The following is a 21,087-nucleotide window of genomic DNA, read 5'->3' as shown; positions in this document are numbered from 1 at the left end:
GGGTACCCCGGGCTGCGCCCGGGGCCTGAACCGACTGGGCGGCAAGCCGCCCAATAACGGAATTCACCCACGCGCTGCGCGCTGGGTCACGGGTTAGGTTGCTGTATAACGGAATTAGGAACAATAGAAATGACCACTTGGGAAGTGCTCGTTACCAACGGGATTGGCCTAATCCAGCGGTGCGGAACCGTCCCGTTCGATCACCGCACCGCTGTTTCGTTACCTACTGGTCCTGATGGGCGCGTACCGCCGCAGCACTCAGCTGCTCCCACAGTGCCGGGTTCATCCCGTGGTTGAGAAACTGCTCGAACAGCTTCCCGAATGAGTGCGCGGGATCGAGCGCACAGCCCACGTTCACCGCCTCACGTGCCAGCGCGGCGTGACGGCTCACCCAATGAAACACTCCGGCAAGAATGATCACCGCACCGGCGAGATCATGGGGCAATACCGCCCCGACCTGGCGCATTACCTCGGCGGCGGCATCGGCATTGTGTGCATCGATCCGGGCGAATAGCAGATCGCGGACCGGTACATCGTGCATCGCGGCCGCGATGCACGCGGCGTGCTCGTCCGTGACGCTGATGCCCCGCTCCCCCGCTCCCGCCGTTCCACCCACGTACGGTGCCAACGCGAAATCGTAGGCACGGTCGGCGGCGTTCTGCGGGTCCCTAGCGGCCAGAATCACGCGCTCGCGCCCGAAACCAGCGGCCACCATGGCGGCGCGGTCTGGGCCATGCTGGGCCGGTGCGAAACTCGCTCGCATCTCGGCGCGGGTCATGAGCGTGGTGGAGCCGACCACGAGTGCCTCGGCGATGATCGGGTGCGCCGCCAGATCGACCGGGATGCCCGGCTGCCCGATCAAGGACCCGGCCCCGTGCCACTGACGCACCAGCCCATCGGTAAACACGAACACCGGGGTCACCGCATCGGGGCGAAGCCGCTCAAGGATCGTGCCCACCACATCACCCCGCTCGGCCGGGCCGAACACCACCGCCAGCATCGACTGGCTCTCCTCCAACGGTGCGGCGCTCTCGAGTGCGTTCAAGATGCGCCCCGACTCCTGCTCCGCATCGTCACCCAACTGGACCAGCATCACCGCCGCCGGGTGGCGGTCAAGGCTCATCACCGCCACCTCGTCGACCGGAAGATGACCGCCCAACGCGACCGCACCGGCAACAACATCGGACGGCGAAGACATACGAAAAACACTCACAGCAAACCCCTTTGAGTCGAATGGGTGAGTTGGTCAGACTCACCCGTGGATTGGACTTCCGAACACCTCAGAACCTAGCCGATGCATCCGACAAAAACCCGCATTGAACTGCGCCTATGTCCCCGGCACACCCGGTGCCGGGGACATAGGCGCACACAGCTGTGAGAGGTGGCCGGTCGGGCGCGCCGGCCACCTCTCACAACAGCACTGGACTACTGGTCGGCGACACCCTTGGCCACGCGTACGGCCGCGCACAACTGGTCCCACATCGACGGGTTCAATCCGGCGTCGAGCATCTGCTCCATCACCTGACCGAAGGGGTGATCCGGGAACGCCTCGAGTCCGGCAGAGATCGCCTCCCTGGCCGCTACCGCGTCCCGACCGACCCAGAAGCTGACCCCGGCCAAGATCAGCGGGGCAGCCGCCGGATACCGCATCGTCACGGCCGCAACCTGCCGCCACATCTCGCCCAGCGCCCGGCCATGCTCGACAGTGATGCCCGACAGCAGCGCATCCCGCACCGGCGTATGCCAGGCCGCCGCCACCAACCGCGCTGCGTGCTCATCGCTGACGCACACCCCGCGAGTCTCGTACTCCTCGAGATACCGGGCGATGACATCACGGGAGAGCTCCTCCGCCGCCCTGAACGCGTCCTCACGGCCAATTCGGGTCACCTCCGCTGTGGCGGCCTCGGTGACCGCCTGTGCTCGCTCCTCACCGAGCTGAGCCGGTGCAAACCCTGCACGGATCTCCCCACGCGTCTGCAGCCGCACCTTGCCCTCCGTCAAGGCCAGCGTCACGACCGGATGCGACGACAGGTCGCCGGATTCCCACTCCCCCGGCAGCGGATGAAACCGCCGCGCCTGGCCCTGGAAGTAGGCGAAGACGTGAAACGCCCGATCAGGCGCAGCCTCGCGCAGCGCCTGCACCACCAGCTCGGCGTGGGCCGGTGAGCCGAACACCACCACCAGAAGCGACTCGATGTCACCGACACGCTCGCGTGCGACCTCGACCCACTCCTCACGATCGGCCTCCGAAACAACCTCGGGAAGCTGGGCAAGCAGCACCGTCCCGAACGCCTTCTCATCGAGCGGAGCCACCACAACCTCCGACGTAGGCAAGTGCCCCGCCAGACTCACCGCCAACGCGGCCGCATCCACTGCCGAAGTGATACGAATCGGTTCCATCACACAAACCCCTTTGGGTCGGTGGGTGAGCTGGTCAGACTCACCCGCTGAAAGTTGGACTTACTGCACATCGAAAACTAGCCGAATCCTCCGACAAAACACCCCTGGAACAGCGAAAACGTCCCCGGCACACTCGGTGCCGGGGACGCCGGCAGAAACTGACTCGGTGGCGCCCAGCGGCCGGCCGTGGCTACACGCTGGACACCACTGAGTCACGGTCAATCAGGCTGTGCAACTAAGCCGTTTCCAGTGCGGCATGCGCGTGAGCCGAGCAATGCTCGCGCGTGCCCGATCGATCCACTCTGATTGTGCGTCCGCCGCCAGCGCTGACCAGTCCCGCCCGGTCAGCGTCGAGCAGTCCAGCGCAGCGACAGTCTCGATCGGCACCAGAAGGCGCCAGGCCGCCAGCCGGAAGACATCGGCGAACTGAGTGTTCACCGGAGGCCACTCCGAACCAGGCAAGCACTCGATAAACGCTTGTGCTGCGGCATCTTCCACCCGCCGCGAAACCGGGTAGTGCCGTGAGCACCGAAACTCGCCACTGTGGATCTCGGATCGGAACTTATTCATGACCGGTCGTCCTCCACGTCGACAAAGGTCTCCGCCGGCTCTTTCTGAGCCTCGGCGCGGATATGGCCGCTGAGCTCGTGATACGCAACCTTGTCCGTCCAGCCCCCACCTACGATCGAGGGGATGCTCACGGTCTTCCTGTTCACACGAACGACTCTGTACCACTGGCCGCGACGCTGAACCTGATCGCCCTTCGCGATGTCTTCGGGCCCGTAGTTCGTTGCTTGCCCCGATGAGATCTGCTCCGCGCGAACTCCCTCCCAATACGAGATCTGATCTGTGCGTTCCTCCATCCGAGCAATAACCGATTCCCGGTAAGCACCCTCGACCGGCGCAGTCTTCTCGACCTGCTTGACTCCCCGCACGACGAACAATGTCCGTTCGTGCCCGTCCAAAAGCCGCTGATCTGCACGCTGGCTCGCCTGCAGCGAGTCGATACGGTTCTTGACCGTCTCCGGGTTGTACCGAGCCGACGTCGTCACCGCCGCCGACTCAGCCCGCCGCCGAGCCGCCTTCGCATCCTCCTCGGCAGCCACGGCCAGCCCGAGCGTGCGATGCGCGGTCTCGATCGACCTCCGGTGTCGCCTCTCCGAATGGTGCCCCACGTGAATCGGCTCGCCACCCTCCGGAAGCGCATCGTGTGCGCGCCGGTCAGCCTCACATGCTTGGCCGGCCTGATCAGCTCGTCGCTGCGCCTTGTCTTCGAGTGCAGCGACGCGGCCGGCCTGACGCTCAATCCGATCGGCCTCGACCTCGGCAGTTGGCCGCGCGGTGGCATCGATCTCAATCTGTACCTCGAACCCAGCAGCGTGCAACGCCGCCGCAGTGCTCTCGATCAAGTGCAACTTCGGCGCCCGATCCCGGCTCCCGCGGATACCCCAGGTCCCGAGCGAACGAAACCACCGCCACCCCAGTGCTTTCAACGCCTCGCTCGTGCCATCGCCGCGCGACGTCCCCTCTATCAAGGTCCCTTCGGCCGCGCTATGTGAAATCGTCAGCATGCCAGAACAACTCCCAAAACAAGGGGGCAGATGGTCAGTCCGCCCTTCAACAGGACAACACCGAATCTACCCCCGCGCATCGTCAAAAACAGCCCCTGAACAGTGAAAACGTCCCCGGCACATCCGGTGCCGGGGACGTTTGTGTCTAGCGACTGACTGGCGCTGTAACCGAGTGACTATGTCACCGTTGAGATCGGCGTTTCCGCGGTCCAGATCCGCCCAGGGACTGCTTCCGGACGCTGTCGAGTGTCGTCCACAGCGCTTCGTTGTCCAGATCGCTTCGGTGCTTCTCGATGGCAGACACGAGCTGGTCAATCACTGCCCGAGCCGGCGGATTGAACGTCATTGCTGCCGCACCCGCCCAGGCGAGCGGTTCGTTCTCGCGCTTCAGGATCCGATCGAGCGCACCCTCACACCGATCGAAGAACTTCTCGGTGCGCTTAGTTTGATTGTCATCCTGATCGTTGGCTTCGAGCGCTCCCTCAGCAAGATCGAGAAATCCATTGATGATCCTCGTCGCGCGGTCACGCAGCACCGGGTCGAACCCGAGAGATGACCAGAATCCATTCCACCGCGTGCGATAACTGCGGTCCGAACTGAGCGGCACAAGGTGATCGCGTATCAGCCGGCCGAGGCTGTTCTCGTCCAGCTCTCGCAGCTGACGCGCCAACAGTGCTGGCTTCGATGCCTCAGGCAACGGCTGCGGATCTTTCACGCGCAACCATGGGTGCGGCCCCACTGAATCGATCACGGCAGTGAGCGGCCCGACGATGACCACGAAAGATCGACCTTACGACGGTGCGCTCCCTCGGCGTTGTTCTCGAGCACGAACTCCGAAAGCAGCGCCTTGGCTCGTTTCTCGACAGAGCTAGCTTCGTTGTCCATGTTCATCTCCTTCTCGTTTGTCATCTCAACTCCTTCGACACAGCTAACACCGACAGATCGACTGTCGGCGCGTCGTTCGACCACACATGCGTACGACCATGAGGAAGCAACTCCGGTAGCGGGTGCAACCTCCACGGCTCGATCTCATCGAGCACTTCCTGAGCAAGCACGACACCATGGAAACGCGTCGGCACCGTCGTGACATCGACGATGGAGCCGCGGCGTCGGAACTCACTCATCGAGCGGGCCGAACCATTGCTGATCACAATCTGCTTCCAGGGCTTGCCAGTGATGTCAAGAATCGCCACGACGTGTGGGTCGAGCCAACCCCGGTCACGCCAAACAGGCAAAATTCCTTTGTCCTTCGGGAGAGCGATCTGGGCGATCGCCTCGCGGGCGTAGTTGGCCTGCTGCCGGCCCCGCAACTCAGACTCGGCGGCTGGCAGACGCAGCTGCTCGAGTCGACGATGTGGGACGGCCGCCAACTGTCGGTTAGATCCGGCCAACCATCGCCTAACGGAGCGCGACGAGACCTGCATAGCGTCCGCGACCGCCTGCATGTCAACACTTCCACCGGCAGTTTCGCCGTAACAGGTCCGGAGCATCGCCTCGAGACGTTTGCGCGTCCAGCGAGGCCCTCGATGGCCGACCACAACTTACCGTTCCACGTCGAAGCTGTTAATTTGAAAGAACTCCCACCCACCGACGTAGTCCTGCGCTCGCGTGTTCATCCAGTCGGTCATTCCCTTGTCGCCACCGCGTTCATACGCACTCCACATCGCCTCGACCTGGTCGGGCGTCAGCGCCAAGGTGATCAGCCGATCCCGGGCGTACTCCCGCGGTCCCGGACCCTGAACAGCATCGATCCTGATCTTGCCGCCGTATTTGGCCAGCGCCTTACCTTGCTTGCTGCTTCGCATAGTCGACATCGCCGCGCGGCGTGCGCTCTGCGTAGATGCCGCTCGTTTGGCCTTGTGGGCTAGGGCTTTGAGGGTCTCGGCTCGTGGTTTGGCGATTCGCTGCCGACCTTCCGGGGCCAACCAGCGCTCCACGGTGCGTCGAGAGACCCCAAGATCGCGTGCTGCGGCGGCAGTGTTGATTTCGCTCCGTTTGCCGGGCCCGTAGGCGGCAAGAAGCTGAGCCTTGAGGTTGGCGGATCCAGGTCGACCGGAAGTGTCGGCGCCTCGGCGTCCTGTCAGCGTGCCGAAGAATTCCGATTGCATCTTTCCGCGCTCAGCGCGCAGCACTTCACGCACCGCTGTCTGGGTAACACGAAGTTCTTTGGCGGCTCTTACGACATTGATCTGGTTGCCCACCACAGAGCCGTAGTCCGCCAGACTGTCGGCAATCCGCGAATAGGCAGCGCGGCTGAGGGGCTTCCGTGCCATCACGAGTCACTTCCCGCGCTGATGTCGGCAGACATCCACTCAGCCGGCGCGATCAGATCCGACTTGCCCCGGTAGCCCTTGCCGTCCAGGTACTGCTGATGTTCGGCGAGGAGCGCGGATCCTTCCGGCTTGTACTGGCCGAAACCACGTCCGAATTGCTTCGGTTCTCCAGGCCACGCCAGCCGGGGATCGGATTCATCCGACACGTAGAGCACGGTGTCCTTGGTGACCGCGACGGGCCATTGTCCGGTGTCCTCGCCGATCTGAGCTATCCGGTACATGATGTTGGCCCGCGACTTGGCGACGATGTGGTGGTGACGCTCCGGTGAATATCCTGGGCGTCCTGCCAAGTGCAGATCGGAATTGAGAATGCCGATCGTGTGCGTATAGATGACTTTGTTCTGTTCGCGAGCCAACTGCGCGTCGAGATCGTCCTTGACGTCCAAGGCGGTCCGCGCATCCCGGATCCGCTCGTACCACGGGACGAGGACCCGTCCGTGATCTGGCCACACGTAGGCCTCCAGAATCTCCGGTTCGTACCCGAGACTGCTGGCGCGTTCGAGGGTGGGTGTGGTCACCCACTTCGGCTCGGAAATTGACAAACCCATCGGGTTGAGAGGATTCGGGAGCCGCCAGTCCGCGCACTCGGGGATCTCCACGAGCCAGTACCCGGGGAGCTTACGGTCGAACGGCATACCGTTCGAATGATGCACAGGCTCGCCGATCGGAAGTTCGAGGCCGGCGATTCCTGCCGCGTACGAACCGCCGCGGTCGAAGGCATGAACGTAACGGCACTTCGCTTCCTCGTCAGACAAGGTCCGTGACCAGTCGATATCTGCCTCGAAGATCTGAAACTTCTTCGCGAACTCCGCGTCCGACGATGCGAATACGCGCTTCCACTCCTTCGGCCGGGCGGCGATCATCAGGTCGATGCCCGTCGATGCCGGGCTCACAGCCCAGGGGAAACGCAGAGCACCTGCAAGCAGTGACAGGCGCCGCGCCAGAGTGGCGGGTGCCGGCGAGTCACCAAGAATGGGCATCTCCTTGGGGTCTTGGCTCATGCCGGAGACCAGCGCCACCCAGACACCACGCGTCTCGCCCTTCCACACGCGGGTCCAAGTGCCGAGCCGGTCCCCCTCCTTGCCGCCGAGCTGCCAGCCCTCGGCGAGAGCCTCTGTGACGAACGGAGATTGTGCGGTCAGTTCCTTGAGCCGGTCGTTTCGATTGCGCTTGCCCAAACTGCTGGTGTCGATTCCCACGTGCTGCGCCATCGCGTCGGTGATCCAGATCTGCCCAGGCACCGACCATTTGTCGGACGTCCACGTGCCGAGGTTCAACGTCGCTACGAGTTCCGCGACATCGCCGACATGGGTGATCTGCGAGGCAAGGTCGTGACGGGTGCCATCGGGTAGCCATGCGCCATCGACATCGAGTACTGCCGCGGGTGCGGTGAAGGTGGTCGGTGCTTCTCCTGCTGCAGGATTCGGCGCCGGGGTTGTCATGGTCGGCTGCTGCGTGGTCTCCGCCGTCGCGACGATGGCCGGCGTTGCTGCAGCAGTGTCAGGAGACGTCGTTTCGACGGGAGCCGACTCCAGCTCGTCCACAACCATTGGCGAAACCTGTCCGACTGTGTCCCCGGGTGCTGCAGCTGCAGATCGGGTGGCGGCGGTGCTCTGCCACCAGCAGGGAAGGTGCATCACCAAGCCGTCGATCTGCCATCCGGCGTCCTCGCCGCCGCACAGGGCGCAGGTGGAAACCGGTGAAATCTGCACTCCATCAGCGGAATGCCCCTCGGCATCGGTCTCGATAGCCATCTCAGGCTCCTGTTCGGAATGAGAGCTGGTCCGGCTCATGACTTCGTTCGACGAGTCACCCGAAGCTACGCCGGGCCCTGGACTGTTCAGATCGGCGAGCCAACCGTCGAACAGAGCCGGACCACCGGGTACATCAGGCGTGGACGAGTCGCTGGAATCGCCGCCGGGTGTCGGGTCACTTGATCCTGCATCGCTGGTTACTTGGTCTTCCGGATCATCGCTACCGAGTAACTTGTGTAGCCGCAGTGCAACCATGCGCTGCCTGCGGTTTTCGCACTTGACCATCCGCTGCACCGTGTACCGCGGCATCCGGCCTTTCCGTTCCTCCGCGATCAGCACGCCCTCGTCATAGAGAGCCCTCAAGGCGGTACCACGATCGATCTGCAAGGTATCGGTCATCGTCTGACCAGTGGCCTTCAACACCTGTTCGAGGGCCATCGGGTCCAACAAGACTTGTGGTTGACCGTCGCACGGCCGCGGGTTGGCGACGACATATCCCAATCGAACGCCTCGACCTTCCGCACGCCATCGAGGGGTGCCGTCGGATGTTTCACCCACCACACTGCGCCGCCATCCAAGACATGCAGCCATCGACCAATCCGCGGGAGCTTGCCCGGTGTCGACGTCTTCCACGTAGGCGTGGCCATTTCTCAGTGCGTGTACCAACAACTCCCGTACTCGCGCACCGGTCCGCATGGGCAGATCTGGGTCAGTCGCCGCAGCAGCGGCATCAGACAAGCCCATCGTGACCAGGTCCCCGACCTGCGCGACTTCGTTCTCCGTTAACGCCCCGACATCAACAAGGAAACGTGACATCGCATGCCAGCCCGCCCACAGAGACCCCAAAGCGTCTGCTTGACGAACACTTTCGCCACTCGTGCGCAAACGCTCGCTATACCGCTCACCTTCGGCAAACGCCTCAGCGCGGACACTGTCCAACCGAGGACATAACCACTGCAGGTACGTGGCCATCAACAAGGCACGGCCATGACGGGAATGCGCAGTATCGAGTTCCTTCAAAACGTTCAGTTCGATTTCCCGCGCCTGTAACGGCACCACGAGCATCCGCTGAGCTGCAGATCCTGGCCGCGGCATGATCTCGGAGGTGACCAAGGCAGACGCGCGGGGTGGGGTTCCGTCCAGAACACCGAGACCATCACGTGTGCTTCTCGAGCGTTGCTCACCGTTGTGCACCATGCGAGCGAACTCTTCGAGTGCCTTCTGCGCAGTCCCGAAGTCTCGGGTTGGTGCGACATCGTCCGCCCAGTACAGAGCATCTTTTGCGGCGTTAAGCTTGATACGCAATGCATTCAATGTGTCGCCGTTGCCCGACATCGATGTCGCCGGTCGCCGGCGATCCCATTTCTCTCCCCAGTGGTGCATCGCCAATGATGCGAGTGAGGTCTTGTAGCTGTTAGGCGATCCGACCAACGTAAGAACCCACGGGTTCGGACCCAATGCGGACCTGAATACCTGCCCAAGTAGAGCGGCCGAAACCCGCGTCGGGGTGCGTTCGAGCATCGAGCCGGAATGAAGAAGGAATGCTTCTCGGATCCTTACTGGGTCGGGCGTCGGTGCGGGAAGGTCATACATCTTCAGGGGGCCGGTCAGCAGAACGGGGGCTACCCGTCCGCCGTTCTCGTCGATGGCTCCCCCAGCATGAACGAAGAACCACTTTCCCTGATCATCGCGGCGCCACCCTGTGGAGCGGTATCGCACCACCCGTTGGATTTCGCGCCCACCTGCGCCCTTGAGTGCATCTCGCAGCTTCGCCACTCCGCTGGGGCGAGAGTCGTAGGCAGGCGGACCTGGCAAGGTATCGACCCAGCCGCAATCCCGGTACTCCTTCGCCGGGATCCGAATCCGCAGAAACTCTCGGCTCTCCGGATGGGTGTAGCCGATAACCACTGCGGTGAGTTCTTGAGGTGCGGCGGGGTTGACTTCACTCTGACCGGCCATCGGCGCTCGGCCCATCAACTCCGGCTCGTCGACGTCAATACCCGCTTCGGCAACTTCGAGATACTCCATCTCAACGATCCGGGCATCGAGGTCCAGTACGAGTTTCGCCTGTTGATCACCGCTCTTGGTCGTGACGATTTCGACCAAGTTCCCGTCAATGATCCGATACACCGGAGCAATAAAGTTGCGCCCCCGGATCGTGTTCAGTGGCGTGGCCAGGCTTTCCGAGCCGGACCGGACCGACTGTAAATCAACTGGGCTGAGCGAGTCCTGAACCGCACCCGGTACGGGCTCAAGCTCGGGATCTTGCAGAATCGGCGGAATGGGAACTCGCGCGACATCGTGTGCCGCTCGCGCTGCAACACGCGCAGCACGCCATGCGGTCATGGCATTCTCGACCGCTTCTCCCGCCCAATCGGTGCCTTCAGCCGCGGCCTGCTGTCGAACTTTGTCCAGAAGTTCAGTCAAATCTTCGAAACGTCGCTCCGATTCGAGCGCCCAACGTTGTGCGCGTCGGAACTCTTCGTCTCCGTCCCGCCCATCTGCACGATCAGCTCTGGCGGTCGCTTCTGCCAGCGCAAGTTCGATTAGTGCTTGCTTCTCGATTACGTCGGCAGCAAAGCCGTGGGCAGCGACCTCCCCGGACCGAACAGGGATGAGACCACCCCACGTCGAGTCGGTCAACCATTGGCCGTCATCGACGTGGTCGGTGAAATCAGATTTAGGTGCCGCCGGTGCGGACAGCAAGAGCTGGACCTGGGCACCACTGCCACCCAATAGAGATGCGAGTTCGATACCCCGCTTCCATCCGACGGAGTCGCGATCAAGCACTACGCGAACCTCAGCGCCTTCGAAAAGGTCAGCACATGAGAGAGGGAAGTTCAGTCCGCCTTGAGCATTGGTCGTGGCAACCAGTCCAAGCGACTCGGCTGTCTCGACATCCTTCTCCCCCTCGAGTAACCACACAGGCGAATGGCTCGAGATTGCCGACAGCAGTTCCGGTAGTCGATACAAGACCGGTTCAAAACCCTCCGGCTTACGCTTGAGCCGGGTCCCTGCGGCATCCACGAAAATCTGTCGGAACTGCTTGTGCCGGCCAGCTTCACAGCTCGTGCATTCCTCTCGGATCACTTCCTGGACCAAGGCACCGTCGGCTGATACGTACGGGTAGACTTTGACCCGATCCCACCGGTGTTGCGCGTCCGGTGTTACGTCTGGAAACGCGATTCGGGCGGGCAGTCGTCCTCCCTTCGGTCTACGCCGCCCAGCACCACGTTGGTGCGGAGATCGGCCTACGCGTGTGAGCGCGTCGCGACCAAACAGCGGTTCGTCGAAGAGATCGGTCATCGACAACCCGAGGCCGTCGGCGATCTCCGAGACGGGAGCTTCACAGCCGTGGCAGTGAAGCAGCACCATTCCTCCCCGATGCCCATCGACCCAGGTCACTGACATCGACGCGTGACGGTCGCCATGTATCGGGCACCGTGCCATCAGTTGGGTAGAGCCGCGTTCGGTCACCCCGCCATTGCGTTCGGCAGCAGCACGAACCCGGTCGAATGACGACATCCGACCCTTCTCGTTGGCTCCAGTAGTGATAGCAGTCACGAAGCCGCCTCAGACACACGCGCCAGGAGATCTGGCAAGCGCGGTGCGGCCCGGGTTAGTATGGGCACAGGTCCCCTCCAGGACTCGTATTTATGAACAAGGTCCCCTCCAGGACTCAGTTCGTAATCAACGGATCGAAGGACCCCCGCAGGCCGCCAAGCAGTGGGGGTCTTTCGCTATTTATGGCCAGGTCATGCCGAGATTGAAAGTTCGTTGTCGGACGATTCGCAGACCGCATAGCGCTCGTCGTGAGCCCGTAGTTTTTCCGGGTCCAACTTCTTGAGGATGTAGTCGGGGACATCCAGGTTGTACGCACGGGCCATGACGAGCAGGGCGTAGTCGCCGAGCTCAAGTCCGAGCTCTTCGGCGCGTGCTTCGTAGAAGCTGTGCTGTTGAAGGGGTGCACGAACTGATATGCACTTGCGCGTTCCCTTGTGTGGCCGTCCCATGCGATGAGCCTAAACAGAAACTGCTTCGGAAACGTCGAAGGTCGTGTTGTCGGTGTGTCGCCGTTCATCGTGCATCCCCTCACCTTCACCAAAAATCCGCTTCTGGTTAGAGGAAGATCCTTCGACCCAATGCTGTGTGACAGATGGGAAACAAGATCTTCGTCGCCGCATCATGCCGCGGAGCATGGACTGTTTGACCAAACTCGCCCGACCGCGGTTTCAGATGAACAACTACCCCTACGTGTGACCTGTGGGGCCAATCGGTGGGGAGTGGGGGGAGTGGGAAGAAATACCTGATCAAACGGTAAATACCACTCCCCACGACGGTGGGGAGTGGGGTGGGGAGTGGGGTGGGGAGTGGGTTCAAAGACACCCGAAGTGCCTTCGCGTGCACCACCGCTGAGCTGTCGGGAATCGACTGAGAGGTAGGGCGGCGAGGTTCTACTCCCCCGTCGCCCTACCCCATCGTCACTAGCGAGACGCCGTCTGAAGATGCAGCGACAAGACACCAGCGAGAAGCCGGCTCCGGGACTTCGACCCGACCACCTTCACTTGAGCGTCAAGCCACTCCCGCTGAGCCGTCGTGAACCGGAACCACGTCTCAACGGGACCCTTGACCGCAAATGGCTCCTGATGCACCGGGATCCCGGCTGCGGATCGCCCGGCCACCGGTTGGAACAGGCTGCGAAGTCCCGCGATCCCCACAGAATCGAAGGCCTCGATAACGACATCAGCGTGATCACATCTACGTTCGGCCGCGCGGCTCTGCAGTGCATCACGCGTGGCGCGATCCAGGTAAGCCGTCACGGTCACCTTCCCAATTTCCGTCGAAGGTTCGACATCATCGTCGGTGACCGGGGTCGGGTCCGGGGCAGGCTCATAAATGGGAGCCTGCTTCTCGGTGGGTGTGGGTGGTGGGGTTGGTTCTGGCTTACTGACCGACTCGGAGCGAACTGGCACGGGCACCGCAGTAGTAGGCGCGGGTGATTCGGCCTGAGCTTGTGGCGGCTCCTGCGCTGCAGGCGCCTTCTCGACAGGCCGAGTCTCCTCCGCGGCTGGTTCTACCTCGGTGACCGGGGTAGGGCGCCGCGGCTGGGTGGGGCTGCCAGCAGTCGGAAGGAGGCCGGCCAAACCCTCCGCTCGGTTACCTTTCGGAGCGAAAGCACTGGCAAGGCTCTTGCGACGGGGAGTGCTGGTTTCGGTCATGCCGAAGCCACCTCCTCGCTGATGGTCGACAGGCGCACGAGGATTTCGCGTGTCAGTTCTGCGTAGTCCTCGGCCAACCCGGACGCATTGCGCGAAAGTATCTGATCCGTCGGTTTGGCGCCCTTCTTCAAAGCGGCGAAACGTGCGACTTTGGCGACTTCGGTCTGCTGTTCCAGCTCATGGACCAACAAGCCCTCCCGTCGGGCATCATAGGCAGTAGATTCCATCGTCCGGATCCGGGATTCGAAGATCGGGGCGGCATCCCCGATCATCTCGTTGACGGATTGACGGATCTTCGCCGTGAGCTTGGTTGAACGCGAGCCCACACCGAACAAGCAAATACCTGCCAACTGCAGCCGCGGGTTGACAGCCGGCAGATTACGGTCTGGATCACCATCCCGTGTCGCCGAGAACTGGCCGGCAATCGTTTCCAACCCGTCGAGGCTTGCGTCGTCCGCCCTGACTGGGATGACCACAGCCTGGACGACCTCCATCAGTGCCTCCATGATGGTCAAATCACCGGGCGGAGTGTCGAAGATGATCACGTCATAGTTGTGCGCAACCTGCAGCAGCATGGCGCGAACGAGCTGTCCGAGCCGCTTACCACCCTGACGCTGCTGCCGGGAAACCATGACGGCCGCCAGGTCGAACATCGCGGGACCACCCGGCACCACATCGAGATTCTCGCGGCCCCCGACATTGTGGACGATCGGAGGCGCGGACCCTTGCAGGAGCGCGGTGAACAGTTCAGATCCGTCTCGCTTGTCGTAGCCCAGATCGCGGCACAGGTTCCCCTGGGGGTCGAAGTCACCGATCAGAACTCGGTATCCGGCGGCGGCAAGGAGTCCGCCGCAGTTGGCGGCACAGCTTGTCTTTCCCACTCCCCCCTTGCCGTTGAAGAATCCGAACGACACCGGCAGTTCCTGCTGCTCCGCAGTTGAGGTCTCGACGACATGCATGGACATGGCAGTTCTCCCATTGGACTTTGGTTGTGACGAGTGGTTCCCAGTGAAGCTAGCAGGATTCCTGGACAACTTGCTGTATGCCACGCGGGGTGAACCGTAGGTAGATCTGCGTGAGCAAACGCGTGAGATGCTACGGGGTCAACCGCATGAGGCAAGGCGGGTAGTCAAGCGTGGAGTTAAGCGTGATGACAAGCGTGCTGATAGGCGTGTTAACAGGCATGGCTGCCGGTGTGAAAACATGCGCGTGAACAGGCGTGGCCGACAGCGTGAGAACAAGCATGCTAACTGGCGTAGCACCAGGCGTGTAGGCAGGTGGGAAAATACGCGGACCTAACTGCAGATAGCAACACGGGTCTTCATGCATGTGAATCCGCCTGGCGACAAGCGGGAGATACAACGTGACGGTATGCAGTGGATAACGCGTGTGAAGCAGCAAGAATAACAACGGGACATCATGCGTGAAGAACTACGTGAAGCCAGGCATGATGTCATGCAGGATGCGGAGCGGGACAACCTACGTGGAAGTGGGCGTGATTAACCGCGACGGATTGCACGTGACTGCATGCCGGTAACAACGCGTGTTTGAGTGAGTGATCAGACACGGGAGGCAATGCCGGTACGTGCGCGTGAACTTGATCCTGTCGTCAATGCGGGCAACACCACTGGTTGTAAGACGTGAGCAGCTACGTGCGCCGCTGCTGGTTCGAGCGCGAGCGGGTGAACCGAATCAGATACGTGACAGGGTGCCGTAATTCGGTGCTAGGCACAGTGCGTGAGAGCGCACTGGCACCCGAGCGGAAAACTCTGCGGATCGAACGTCGAGTGCGGCCCAGGGCAAATGTCCCGTCGGGATGGTCTACGCGCGTGAATGTATGGGGAATCCTTTGCGTGAACACATGCGTGAAGAGGGCCTCTACCTGTACTGATGCGGTGTTCTGCGGGGATCACCGACGACGCCGCGCTGGCTTCGTTGGAGGTCTATCCGATGACTGAGGCCCGCCGCGGTGAAGACGCCGATCGCATCGGCAATGTCCTGAGCTCGACGATGTCCGTCGAGCTCGACAACGAGGTCGATCAAGGTGTCCTCGAGAATGTTCTCGGCGGCCGTGTACAGGTCCCAGAGCTGCTTGAGCTCCCAGGCCCGGATCAATGGGTTCGAGAAGTAGAGGCCGTCGACAATCCGTTGAACCCGATCCACCTGGGTGTTTGTTCTATCTGCAGCGCTCGACCAGGTCGCGAAGTGAGAGCTGACCGAACAGTCGTCGACTGTCGAGTCCAGTTCGATGGAAACGGGGACCCAGGAAGTTGGGCAGATGGACCGACGCGCCTGCCTTACAGCCTCTCCGAACGCGCGTTGGCAGACTGCGGCGTACTCAGTGGCAGCGCGCCGGCCCTGATTCAGCTCGCGCAGATCCATCAGTGAGGTGAAGTCCTGGCGCCCGTGGGTGAATTCTGTAGCCGCGAGGAGCGCATCACTGCCACTCCATTGAAAGCGAGACTGTCTGTATTGATCGCGGTGCCAGCGCAGATCTTCGATCCACGGGCGGCCAAGCTCGAGGCCCTCACCGTTTGGCACCGTCATACGAACATGATGACATCGGGCGATAGGTGTGTCATCCATAGTTATGCAATCGTCCCAAACGTTTTTAAGGCGGAGCTCTAGCGCACAACACGTAGATACCGAGCATGACAATCAAAGCATCTAGAGAAACGCGCAACTAGTGCTACATAGCTCTCCCAAAATCCTTCACGAAGCATCCCAACAGCGTCCCACAATTGGTACTAGTCCAAGTCAACGTGACTATAAGCTGTCCCATAGTTCTAGCAAACCAATGAGATGCAAAACTGGGACGATTATGGGATGCGTCTGGGGCGCTATTGAGACCGATTGCACAACATCTGTCGATACCGCTCACGCGAAGTTGCGCTACTCTCTTCGGCGTATGTCAGTGTTGGTCTATGTTCTTCTTACAACGTCACGTTTAACGTTGAAAGCGCGCCCTTCATGCACTGTTGGTCGTTTGGACTGTTGGTCGAAGTAGTCCAGGGCGGGCTGTATAAAGCACATCAAGATCATTTGGGTTCGAGCGAGCGCGCCTCGCTCCCTGTTCAGCATCGGAGTACATCGTCGTGACGCAGGAACATGGTCAACCTCAAGCCACCGGGGGACACCGTCCGTTAGCTTCGACCTTTCGGTCACCGGCTGCTCGATCGGTCGAACACATCGCATCCCAGTTCATTGAGGGTGGGGAGGATTCGGGAGTTGACGAGCCGTCTCGAGAAGCGCCACCCGAACGAAGGCCCGTGGTGACGGATCTGGACAGCGGAGGGAAGTCGTCCAGTGTTCGAGTGCCGGCAAAGTGCCACGCGAAACTCGAGCAGCTTCGCGAGCAGACAGGAATGACCAACGGTCAGATCTTCATTGTCGCGATCGAGGCGACGCACGACCGTCTGCCCGAGTTGTTGTATCCCGGTGGCCGAATCGGGGGAGGGCTCTTCGCACCCCGAGGCATTCGCGCCAAAACGTCACGTGACGATGCCGAGACGCAAGTGACATACCGCCTGTTCAAGGCGGACTTCGACGTCATCGATCAACTTGTCATCGATCTTGCCGCGAAGTCGCGGTCGCATCTGATCACAGCGGCCCTGACGGGGTACCTCTTCGGGGACGACGAACGCATACAGGCGGCAGAGTAGCGCCGACGAGCCCTACTTCTTGTTCGCGACCGCCCAGAGCGCGGAGACAATCATCGGCGCAACAGCGACGGGGACGGCCAGAAGTGAGTGGACGGTCGTCCCGGTCGCGGCGACACCATCGATCGCGCTGACGAGAGGGGCCGCAAGAACCCACAACCCTGCAATGTGACGACCGCGAAGGCGCCGGAAGAATCCGAGGATTCGCGGTGGGATCTGGAGATCGCGTCGGAGCATCTGGCTCTCAGTTCGTCATCGGGTTGACACTGGCAGTCCGAGCCGCAGCTGCGAAATGTTCGAGCGCGCTGAAGCGAGCGGCGGCTTCCTTTGCCATCTGAGCGGCGCTGTGGCGGGCGTTCCTGACCGAAACGCCCCAGAGGCTGCAAGTCTGTTATGCAGTGGGTGTGTGTCGGTAGTACCGCTAGAGCGCCAGCTGTCAATTGCCTGATATCAGCGCTCTGATACCAGGTGGGGGAGAGGTTGACCTCAGCGAACAGTCGGGTGAGCAATTGCGTGTGCGTGTCGGGGTGGAATCCATCCGCCGGCGATGTGCCCCTCCATGCTCCTCGCGAGAGTCCGGAGACCGAGTACCGCACATTCGTCTGCTGCGAGCTCGCCGTGACTCGGAAAGGTGATGTTCCAGTACCTTCGGGTGCTCATGTTGATGGCAGCGGTGTCCTTGACCTGGGGAATACCGTCACCGCTTCCTGACGTCGTCACGTGTGCGACGAACAGATCGCGACCATGGTCTTCAAACGGTGAAGGGGGAGCCATGGCGTGCAGGGTAGCTGCGCTCCTGGACTGCTTCGCGTGAGAGGTGCGGCCTGGGGGCGTACCAAATACTGCCGGGCTCACGCGCCTTCAGCTGGCCCGCTGTGCACAACGAGAAGTTCGTTGGCGGCTCGATGATAGAACCGAGCGCAGCTCAAACGAATTCTTCGCAACGGCGAATACATTCGCGCAATGGATACCGCACAACCATTTCGTCTGATGTGATGCGCGGGTGACGACTCCCACTTCGCCAGGCTGGTATCCGGATCCGGCGAACCCACGGCTCGTCCGCTGGTACACCGGCTCCGAGTGGACGGAGCAAACTCGTGCCATCCCGTCGGCCAGCCAGACTGCGAGTCCGGAAGCGGCGCCGAGCATCGGCGGACCCAGACGGCAGACCATGACCGATGCACAAGGTAGACGTATGCGCGGGATTCTATGGTTCCTGGGCAGTATTGCCGCCATCATCCTCTTGGCATCCGGAGTCGGCGTTGACGTCTCAGGAATTCAGGTCATCTTCTGGGTCTTCGTGCTCGGCATCGCCGCACTCGTAGTACTCGTGGTCCGCGCTCTCGTCAGGCTCGGCGACAGACGTCCTACCCCCGTGCACGTTGTCGTCGCGCCGGCGCCGGGTCTCACTGCTGGTTGGTACCAGGACCAGCAAGACGCGAGCCTTGTCCGGTGGCACGACGGCACGCAATGGACGTTGCACACCCAACCAGCGAACACCATGCCGCCACGTGGTAACTGAGATCACCGTCAGCCGGACGTCGGGGCACCGATCGGTGACCGGTCATCGATCCACACCCGACAGTTCCGCCTGGGCGATTACGACTCGACCTACCTTGCGACGAAGGCCAACGGACAGGAGATCGGTATGCCGGCCGAAACTTTGCGCACGTGGACCGTCAAAGCGCAGAAAGCGCCTGAAGCAGAACCCCTCTCTGAGGAGTCATCAGCGAAGGGCAATGACGAGGGGACCATGCTCCGTAGAGAAGTGCTCGGGCTTCGGGAACGCAACGAGATACTCCTGCAGACAATAAGCCTGTACGCACGGGAACTCGATCGCCTGCGCTGATGAACTCCTGCAGGAACGAACCAAATCAATCTCAGCACCCAGCGATCACTATTCTGGTTGGCCGTCGTGCAGCTCGATTTCCGCGTCATTCTTGGTCGACACAGAAAACGGTAATCCGTCGGACAGAGGGGTTCAGGTCAGTGATTTGAAACTGGCATGGACCCAGTAGGTGCCGCCGGTGTGACAGGCGGGGGCCTTCGGTGCCCCAAACGGCGAAAAGGGCCCGCCGGCACTTGGCGAGACCCTTCTCTGGCCGTTCGGATTCGGTACGACTGATTACGCCACGGCCTTGGCGATCGGATTGCGGAAGTGGTTGGTCATGTCCTGCAGGGCCGTAGTGCCTGATGCATCGACGACGAGCTCCCCGTAGTTCTGGTGAGTTCCGGACCTGATGAATGAGGCGAATTTCAGCCCTTCAGCACCGATCTGGGACAGGGCGTCTGCACCGTCAGAGCCTGCCAAGGCGGTGAGGCTCGAGGCGAGCCCTCCAAGGTCCCCAGCCTGTGACTGCTGAGTGATCTGCTGTCCGGTCGTCGTGGCCGCAGACACCGAACCGAGCTTGGACGCCTCGGTCTTCTGGCCACCGCTGAGTGTGCCCACCGCGATCTTCGCGAAGTCGAGGATGTGGGGGAGTGCGCCGAGGCCGGCTCCGATGATGTCGCCGGTCTCGATGGCGTGCCAGAGCTGCTTTTGGAGTTCGCCGGCGGTGTTCGCCATACCAATGATGTCGAGATTCCCGACGAGGCCGACGATCATCGAGATGATCTGTGCGGCGCCGGATGGGTCGGGAATCATCGCGATCAGGGCCGCCGCGGTCTTGTAGTCGAGCCCGGCGGCGAGCTTGATGAGTGGCTCGAACAGGAGATTGATGCGGTCGAACTCGGCGTGGACTGCCTTGACCTTGGCCATCGGATCGAGACCTGGATCGAGAACAATGTGCGGGATCCGGGTGAACAAGATGTCGAGGACTGCAGGGATGTTGTTGGCGAGGTCGAATGCGTTCGTCCCGATATGTGTGACCTGGTTGATGAGCACGCTCGGCTTGATGATCGAGAGTGCGTCCGCCGCGAGTGACAGACCATCAGCCGGAGTAGCGGCCAAGGGGGAGACCTGAGTGGACAAGATGTCCACCGACGTCTGCAGCTGCTGCACCTGATCTGGTGTGGAGGCATTCTGAACCGTCTGCGCGATGGTGTCCGCGGCCTGAAATGCACTCCTCAGGTCGATGCCTTTGACCTTGTCGACGATCTGGCCGGCGGCGTATTCGGGAGTGGATGCGTCCGCAGTCTTGAGCGTCTGTTCCACGGTTGGATTCTGGGTGACCCAGCTGGTCGTATCGGCCACCGGAACAAGGGTGTTGGCAACATCTTTCGCCGCCGATGCCATGCTCTCGAGGTCCGGAGCGCTGGACTGCAGCTGGTGCTGCAGGGTCTCGATGTTGCCGGCCAGTCCCGGAAGATTGACCTTCGAGTAGTCGGACACCAAGGCGTTCTGCAGACCCGCGGTGGTGGGATGAGATCCATCGCTCTGCTGCGGGCCGGAAGCGGTCGGAGGCTGCGCAAGCACTCGTCCAAGTCCTGCGAGCAATCCATCCTTGCCGGCGTTGGTCGAGCAGTAGAGGTCGTCGGGGGCGCAGTACGAACGCGTGACTGCGGCTGTCTTTCCGAAGCCGCCCGGCCTGGCCCCCGCGATCCCAACACCGTCGACGGCAGGACCGACGAGAGTGTTGTCGCTATTCGAACTCTGCCGTGGGTCGGCAATAAGACCGACAGCGATCAACTTCACTGCCGGGATCGGACCCTTGTCGTGTCCGATCAACCATGCCAAGTCGCCGGCCACATCCGCACCCTGGCTGTAGCCGCCGAGTGCGAACAGAGTGTTCGGGCATTGCGTTGCACGGGTCTGCATCACGCGCGCGCCGGCCGCGATACCAGATGCCTTACTGGTGCCATAGGTCTTGCCCTTGTTGAAGGCGGACGCTTCGTACGCCGGATAGGTGATCTTGATGGCGCTACCGAACAGCTGGGAAAGAGGATCGGTTACCTGCTTGAGCAGACCTTTCGCGACGTCAGGATTAGCGGTCGAGTCCGTCTCGAATGTTCCCGGCATCATCACCACTTCCACTGCCGGGCAGCCCGATGATGCCGGCGCCGCCCCGGCCTGACTTGGCGACCCAACCGCGATGAGCGAGGCGAGGAGTGCAGCGAGCAGGGAGGCGACGAGCAGGGCACCCCGGCCGCTGTCGTTGGCGCGACCGCCCGCAGAAGTTGGTGTGTAAAGGTTCGTCATGAGTGTTCTCTTT

The 21,087-nt window shown here is 61.8% G+C and carries 15 protein-coding genes and 1 pseudogene; 3 read left to right on the top strand and 13 right to left on the bottom strand.

All coding sequences use genetic code 11. The features are described 5' to 3' along the window. Positions 1-223: 223 nt before the first annotated feature. From ACFTWF_RS42840 to ACFTWF_RS42785, 12 genes are all read right to left on the bottom strand, one after another. Positions 224-1,213, bottom strand: coding sequence for a DUF4192 domain-containing protein (locus tag ACFTWF_RS42840; RefSeq protein WP_378467127.1), 990 nt, complete (start codon positions 1,211-1,213; stop codon positions 224-226). A gap of 212 nt (positions 1,214-1,425) precedes the next feature. Next, a complete protein-coding gene (locus tag ACFTWF_RS42835; protein ID WP_378467126.1) occupies positions 1,426-2,313 on the bottom strand; it encodes a DUF4192 family protein in 888 nt (295 codons plus the stop codon). A 309-nt stretch (positions 2,314-2,622) separates the two neighbouring features. Next, positions 2,623-2,970, bottom strand: a complete 348-nt coding sequence (locus tag ACFTWF_RS42830) for a hypothetical protein (RefSeq protein ID WP_378467125.1) — start codon at positions 2,968-2,970, stop codon at positions 2,623-2,625. Further along, positions 2,967-3,971, bottom strand: coding sequence for a DUF3560 domain-containing protein (locus tag ACFTWF_RS42825; RefSeq protein ID WP_378467124.1), 1,005 nt, complete (start codon positions 3,969-3,971; stop codon positions 2,967-2,969). Before ACFTWF_RS42825 ends, ACFTWF_RS42830 begins: the two co-directional genes overlap by 4 nt. Before the next feature lie 181 nt (positions 3,972-4,152). Further along, a complete protein-coding gene (locus ACFTWF_RS42820) occupies positions 4,153-4,749 on the bottom strand; it encodes a hypothetical protein (RefSeq protein ID WP_378467123.1) in 597 nt (198 codons plus the stop codon). Next, the gene (locus tag ACFTWF_RS42815; protein WP_378467122.1) at positions 4,719-4,880 is read right to left on the bottom strand and encodes a hypothetical protein; all 162 of its coding nucleotides are present in this window, start codon (positions 4,878-4,880) and stop codon (positions 4,719-4,721) included. Before ACFTWF_RS42815 ends, ACFTWF_RS42820 begins: the two co-directional genes overlap by 31 nt. Further along, positions 4,877-5,416 (bottom strand): hypothetical protein, encoded by a 540-nt coding sequence (locus ACFTWF_RS42810; protein ID WP_378467121.1) that lies wholly within the window; start codon positions 5,414-5,416, stop codon positions 4,877-4,879. Before ACFTWF_RS42810 ends, ACFTWF_RS42815 begins: the two co-directional genes overlap by 4 nt. A 96-nt stretch (positions 5,417-5,512) precedes the next feature. Continuing rightward, entirely contained in the window at positions 5,513-6,244 is a 732-nt protein-coding gene (locus ACFTWF_RS42805) for a terminal protein (RefSeq protein WP_378467120.1), read from the bottom strand. Continuing rightward, positions 6,244-11,583, bottom strand: coding sequence for a telomere-binding protein (locus ACFTWF_RS42800; protein ID WP_378467119.1), 5,340 nt, complete (start codon positions 11,581-11,583; stop codon positions 6,244-6,246). The genes ACFTWF_RS42805 and ACFTWF_RS42800 overlap by 1 nt, the downstream gene beginning before the upstream one ends. A gap of 230 nt (positions 11,584-11,813) precedes the next feature. Further along, positions 11,814-12,071 (bottom strand): hypothetical protein, encoded by a 258-nt coding sequence (locus ACFTWF_RS42795; protein ID WP_378467118.1) that lies wholly within the window; start codon positions 12,069-12,071, stop codon positions 11,814-11,816. A 1,202-nt stretch (positions 12,072-13,273) separates the two neighbouring features. Then, complete coding sequence (locus ACFTWF_RS42790) at positions 13,274-14,242, bottom strand: ParA family protein (RefSeq protein WP_005574273.1); 969 nt, start codon at positions 14,240-14,242, stop codon at positions 13,274-13,276. A gap of 913 nt (positions 14,243-15,155) precedes the next feature. Then, positions 15,156-15,863, bottom strand: a complete 708-nt coding sequence (locus ACFTWF_RS42785; protein ID WP_378467117.1) for a hypothetical protein — start codon at positions 15,861-15,863, stop codon at positions 15,156-15,158. Between the two features lie 779 nt (positions 15,864-16,642). On the opposite strand from ACFTWF_RS42785, the gene ACFTWF_RS42780 reads away from it, so the two are divergent. The 3 genes and pseudogenes from ACFTWF_RS42780 to ACFTWF_RS42770 all read left to right on the top strand — a co-directional run bounded on the left by ACFTWF_RS42780 (position 16,643) and on the right by ACFTWF_RS42770 (position 18,458). Continuing rightward, the gene (locus tag ACFTWF_RS42780) at positions 16,643-16,939 is read left to right on the top strand and encodes a hypothetical protein (protein ID WP_378467116.1); all 297 of its coding nucleotides are present in this window, start codon (positions 16,643-16,645) and stop codon (positions 16,937-16,939) included. Between the two features lie 1,000 nt (positions 16,940-17,939). Then, a pseudogene (locus ACFTWF_RS42775) lies at positions 17,940-18,041 on the top strand (DUF2510 domain-containing protein); the annotation flags it as partial. 66 nt (positions 18,042-18,107) lie between these two features. Continuing rightward, complete coding sequence (locus tag ACFTWF_RS42770; protein ID WP_378467128.1) at positions 18,108-18,458, top strand: DUF2510 domain-containing protein; 351 nt, start codon at positions 18,108-18,110, stop codon at positions 18,456-18,458. Positions 18,459-19,061: 603 nt separating this feature from the next. On the opposite strand, the gene ACFTWF_RS42765 is transcribed toward ACFTWF_RS42770, so the two are convergent. After that, positions 19,062-21,074, bottom strand: a complete 2,013-nt coding sequence (locus tag ACFTWF_RS42765) for a cutinase family protein (RefSeq protein ID WP_378467115.1) — start codon at positions 21,072-21,074, stop codon at positions 19,062-19,064. Positions 21,075-21,087: the final 13 nt, after the last annotated feature.

The sequence above is a fragment of the Rhodococcus sp. NPDC056960 genome (assembly GCF_042674125.1).
In the GTDB taxonomy this organism is placed as follows: domain Bacteria; phylum Actinomycetota; class Actinomycetes; order Mycobacteriales; family Mycobacteriaceae; genus Rhodococcus_F.
The sequence above is the reverse complement of the archived record's forward strand: the minus strand, read 5'-3'. Positions and strand labels throughout refer to the sequence as shown.

Bases quoted from the DNA above. Each gene is read 5' to 3' on its own strand.
- ACFTWF_RS42830 (WP_378467125.1), bottom strand. From the start codon at position 2,970: ATGAATAAGTTCCGATCCGAGATCCACAGTGGCGAGTTTCGGTGCTCA.
- ACFTWF_RS42825 (WP_378467124.1), bottom strand. From the start codon at position 3,971: ATGCTGACGATTTCACATAGCGCGGCCGAAGGGACCTTGATAGAGGGG.
- ACFTWF_RS42815 (WP_378467122.1), bottom strand. From the start codon at position 4,880: ATGACAAACGAGAAGGAGATGAACATGGACAACGAAGCTAGCTCTGTC.
- ACFTWF_RS42810 (WP_378467121.1), bottom strand. From the start codon at position 5,416: ATGCAGGCGGTCGCGGACGCTATGCAGGTCTCGTCGCGCTCCGTTAGG.
- ACFTWF_RS42805 (WP_378467120.1), bottom strand. From the start codon at position 6,244: ATGGCACGGAAGCCCCTCAGCCGCGCTGCCTATTCGCGGATTGCCGAC.
- ACFTWF_RS42800 (WP_378467119.1), bottom strand. From the start codon at position 11,583: ATGTCGTCATTCGACCGGGTTCGTGCTGCTGCCGAACGCAATGGCGGG.
- ACFTWF_RS42795 (WP_378467118.1), bottom strand. From the start codon at position 12,071: ATGGGACGGCCACACAAGGGAACGCGCAAGTGCATATCAGTTCGTGCA.
- ACFTWF_RS42790 (WP_005574273.1), bottom strand. From the start codon at position 14,242: ATGTCCATGCATGTCGTCGAGACCTCAACTGCGGAGCAGCAGGAACTG.
- ACFTWF_RS42785 (WP_378467117.1), bottom strand. From the start codon at position 15,863: ATGGATGACACACCTATCGCCCGATGTCATCATGTTCGTATGACGGTG.
- ACFTWF_RS42780 (WP_378467116.1), top strand. From the start codon at position 16,643: ATGACCAACGGTCAGATCTTCATTGTCGCGATCGAGGCGACGCACGAC.
- ACFTWF_RS42770 (WP_378467128.1), top strand. From the start codon at position 18,108: ATGACCGATGCACAAGGTAGACGTATGCGCGGGATTCTATGGTTCCTG.
- ACFTWF_RS42765 (WP_378467115.1), bottom strand. From the start codon at position 21,074: ATGACGAACCTTTACACACCAACTTCTGCGGGCGGTCGCGCCAACGAC.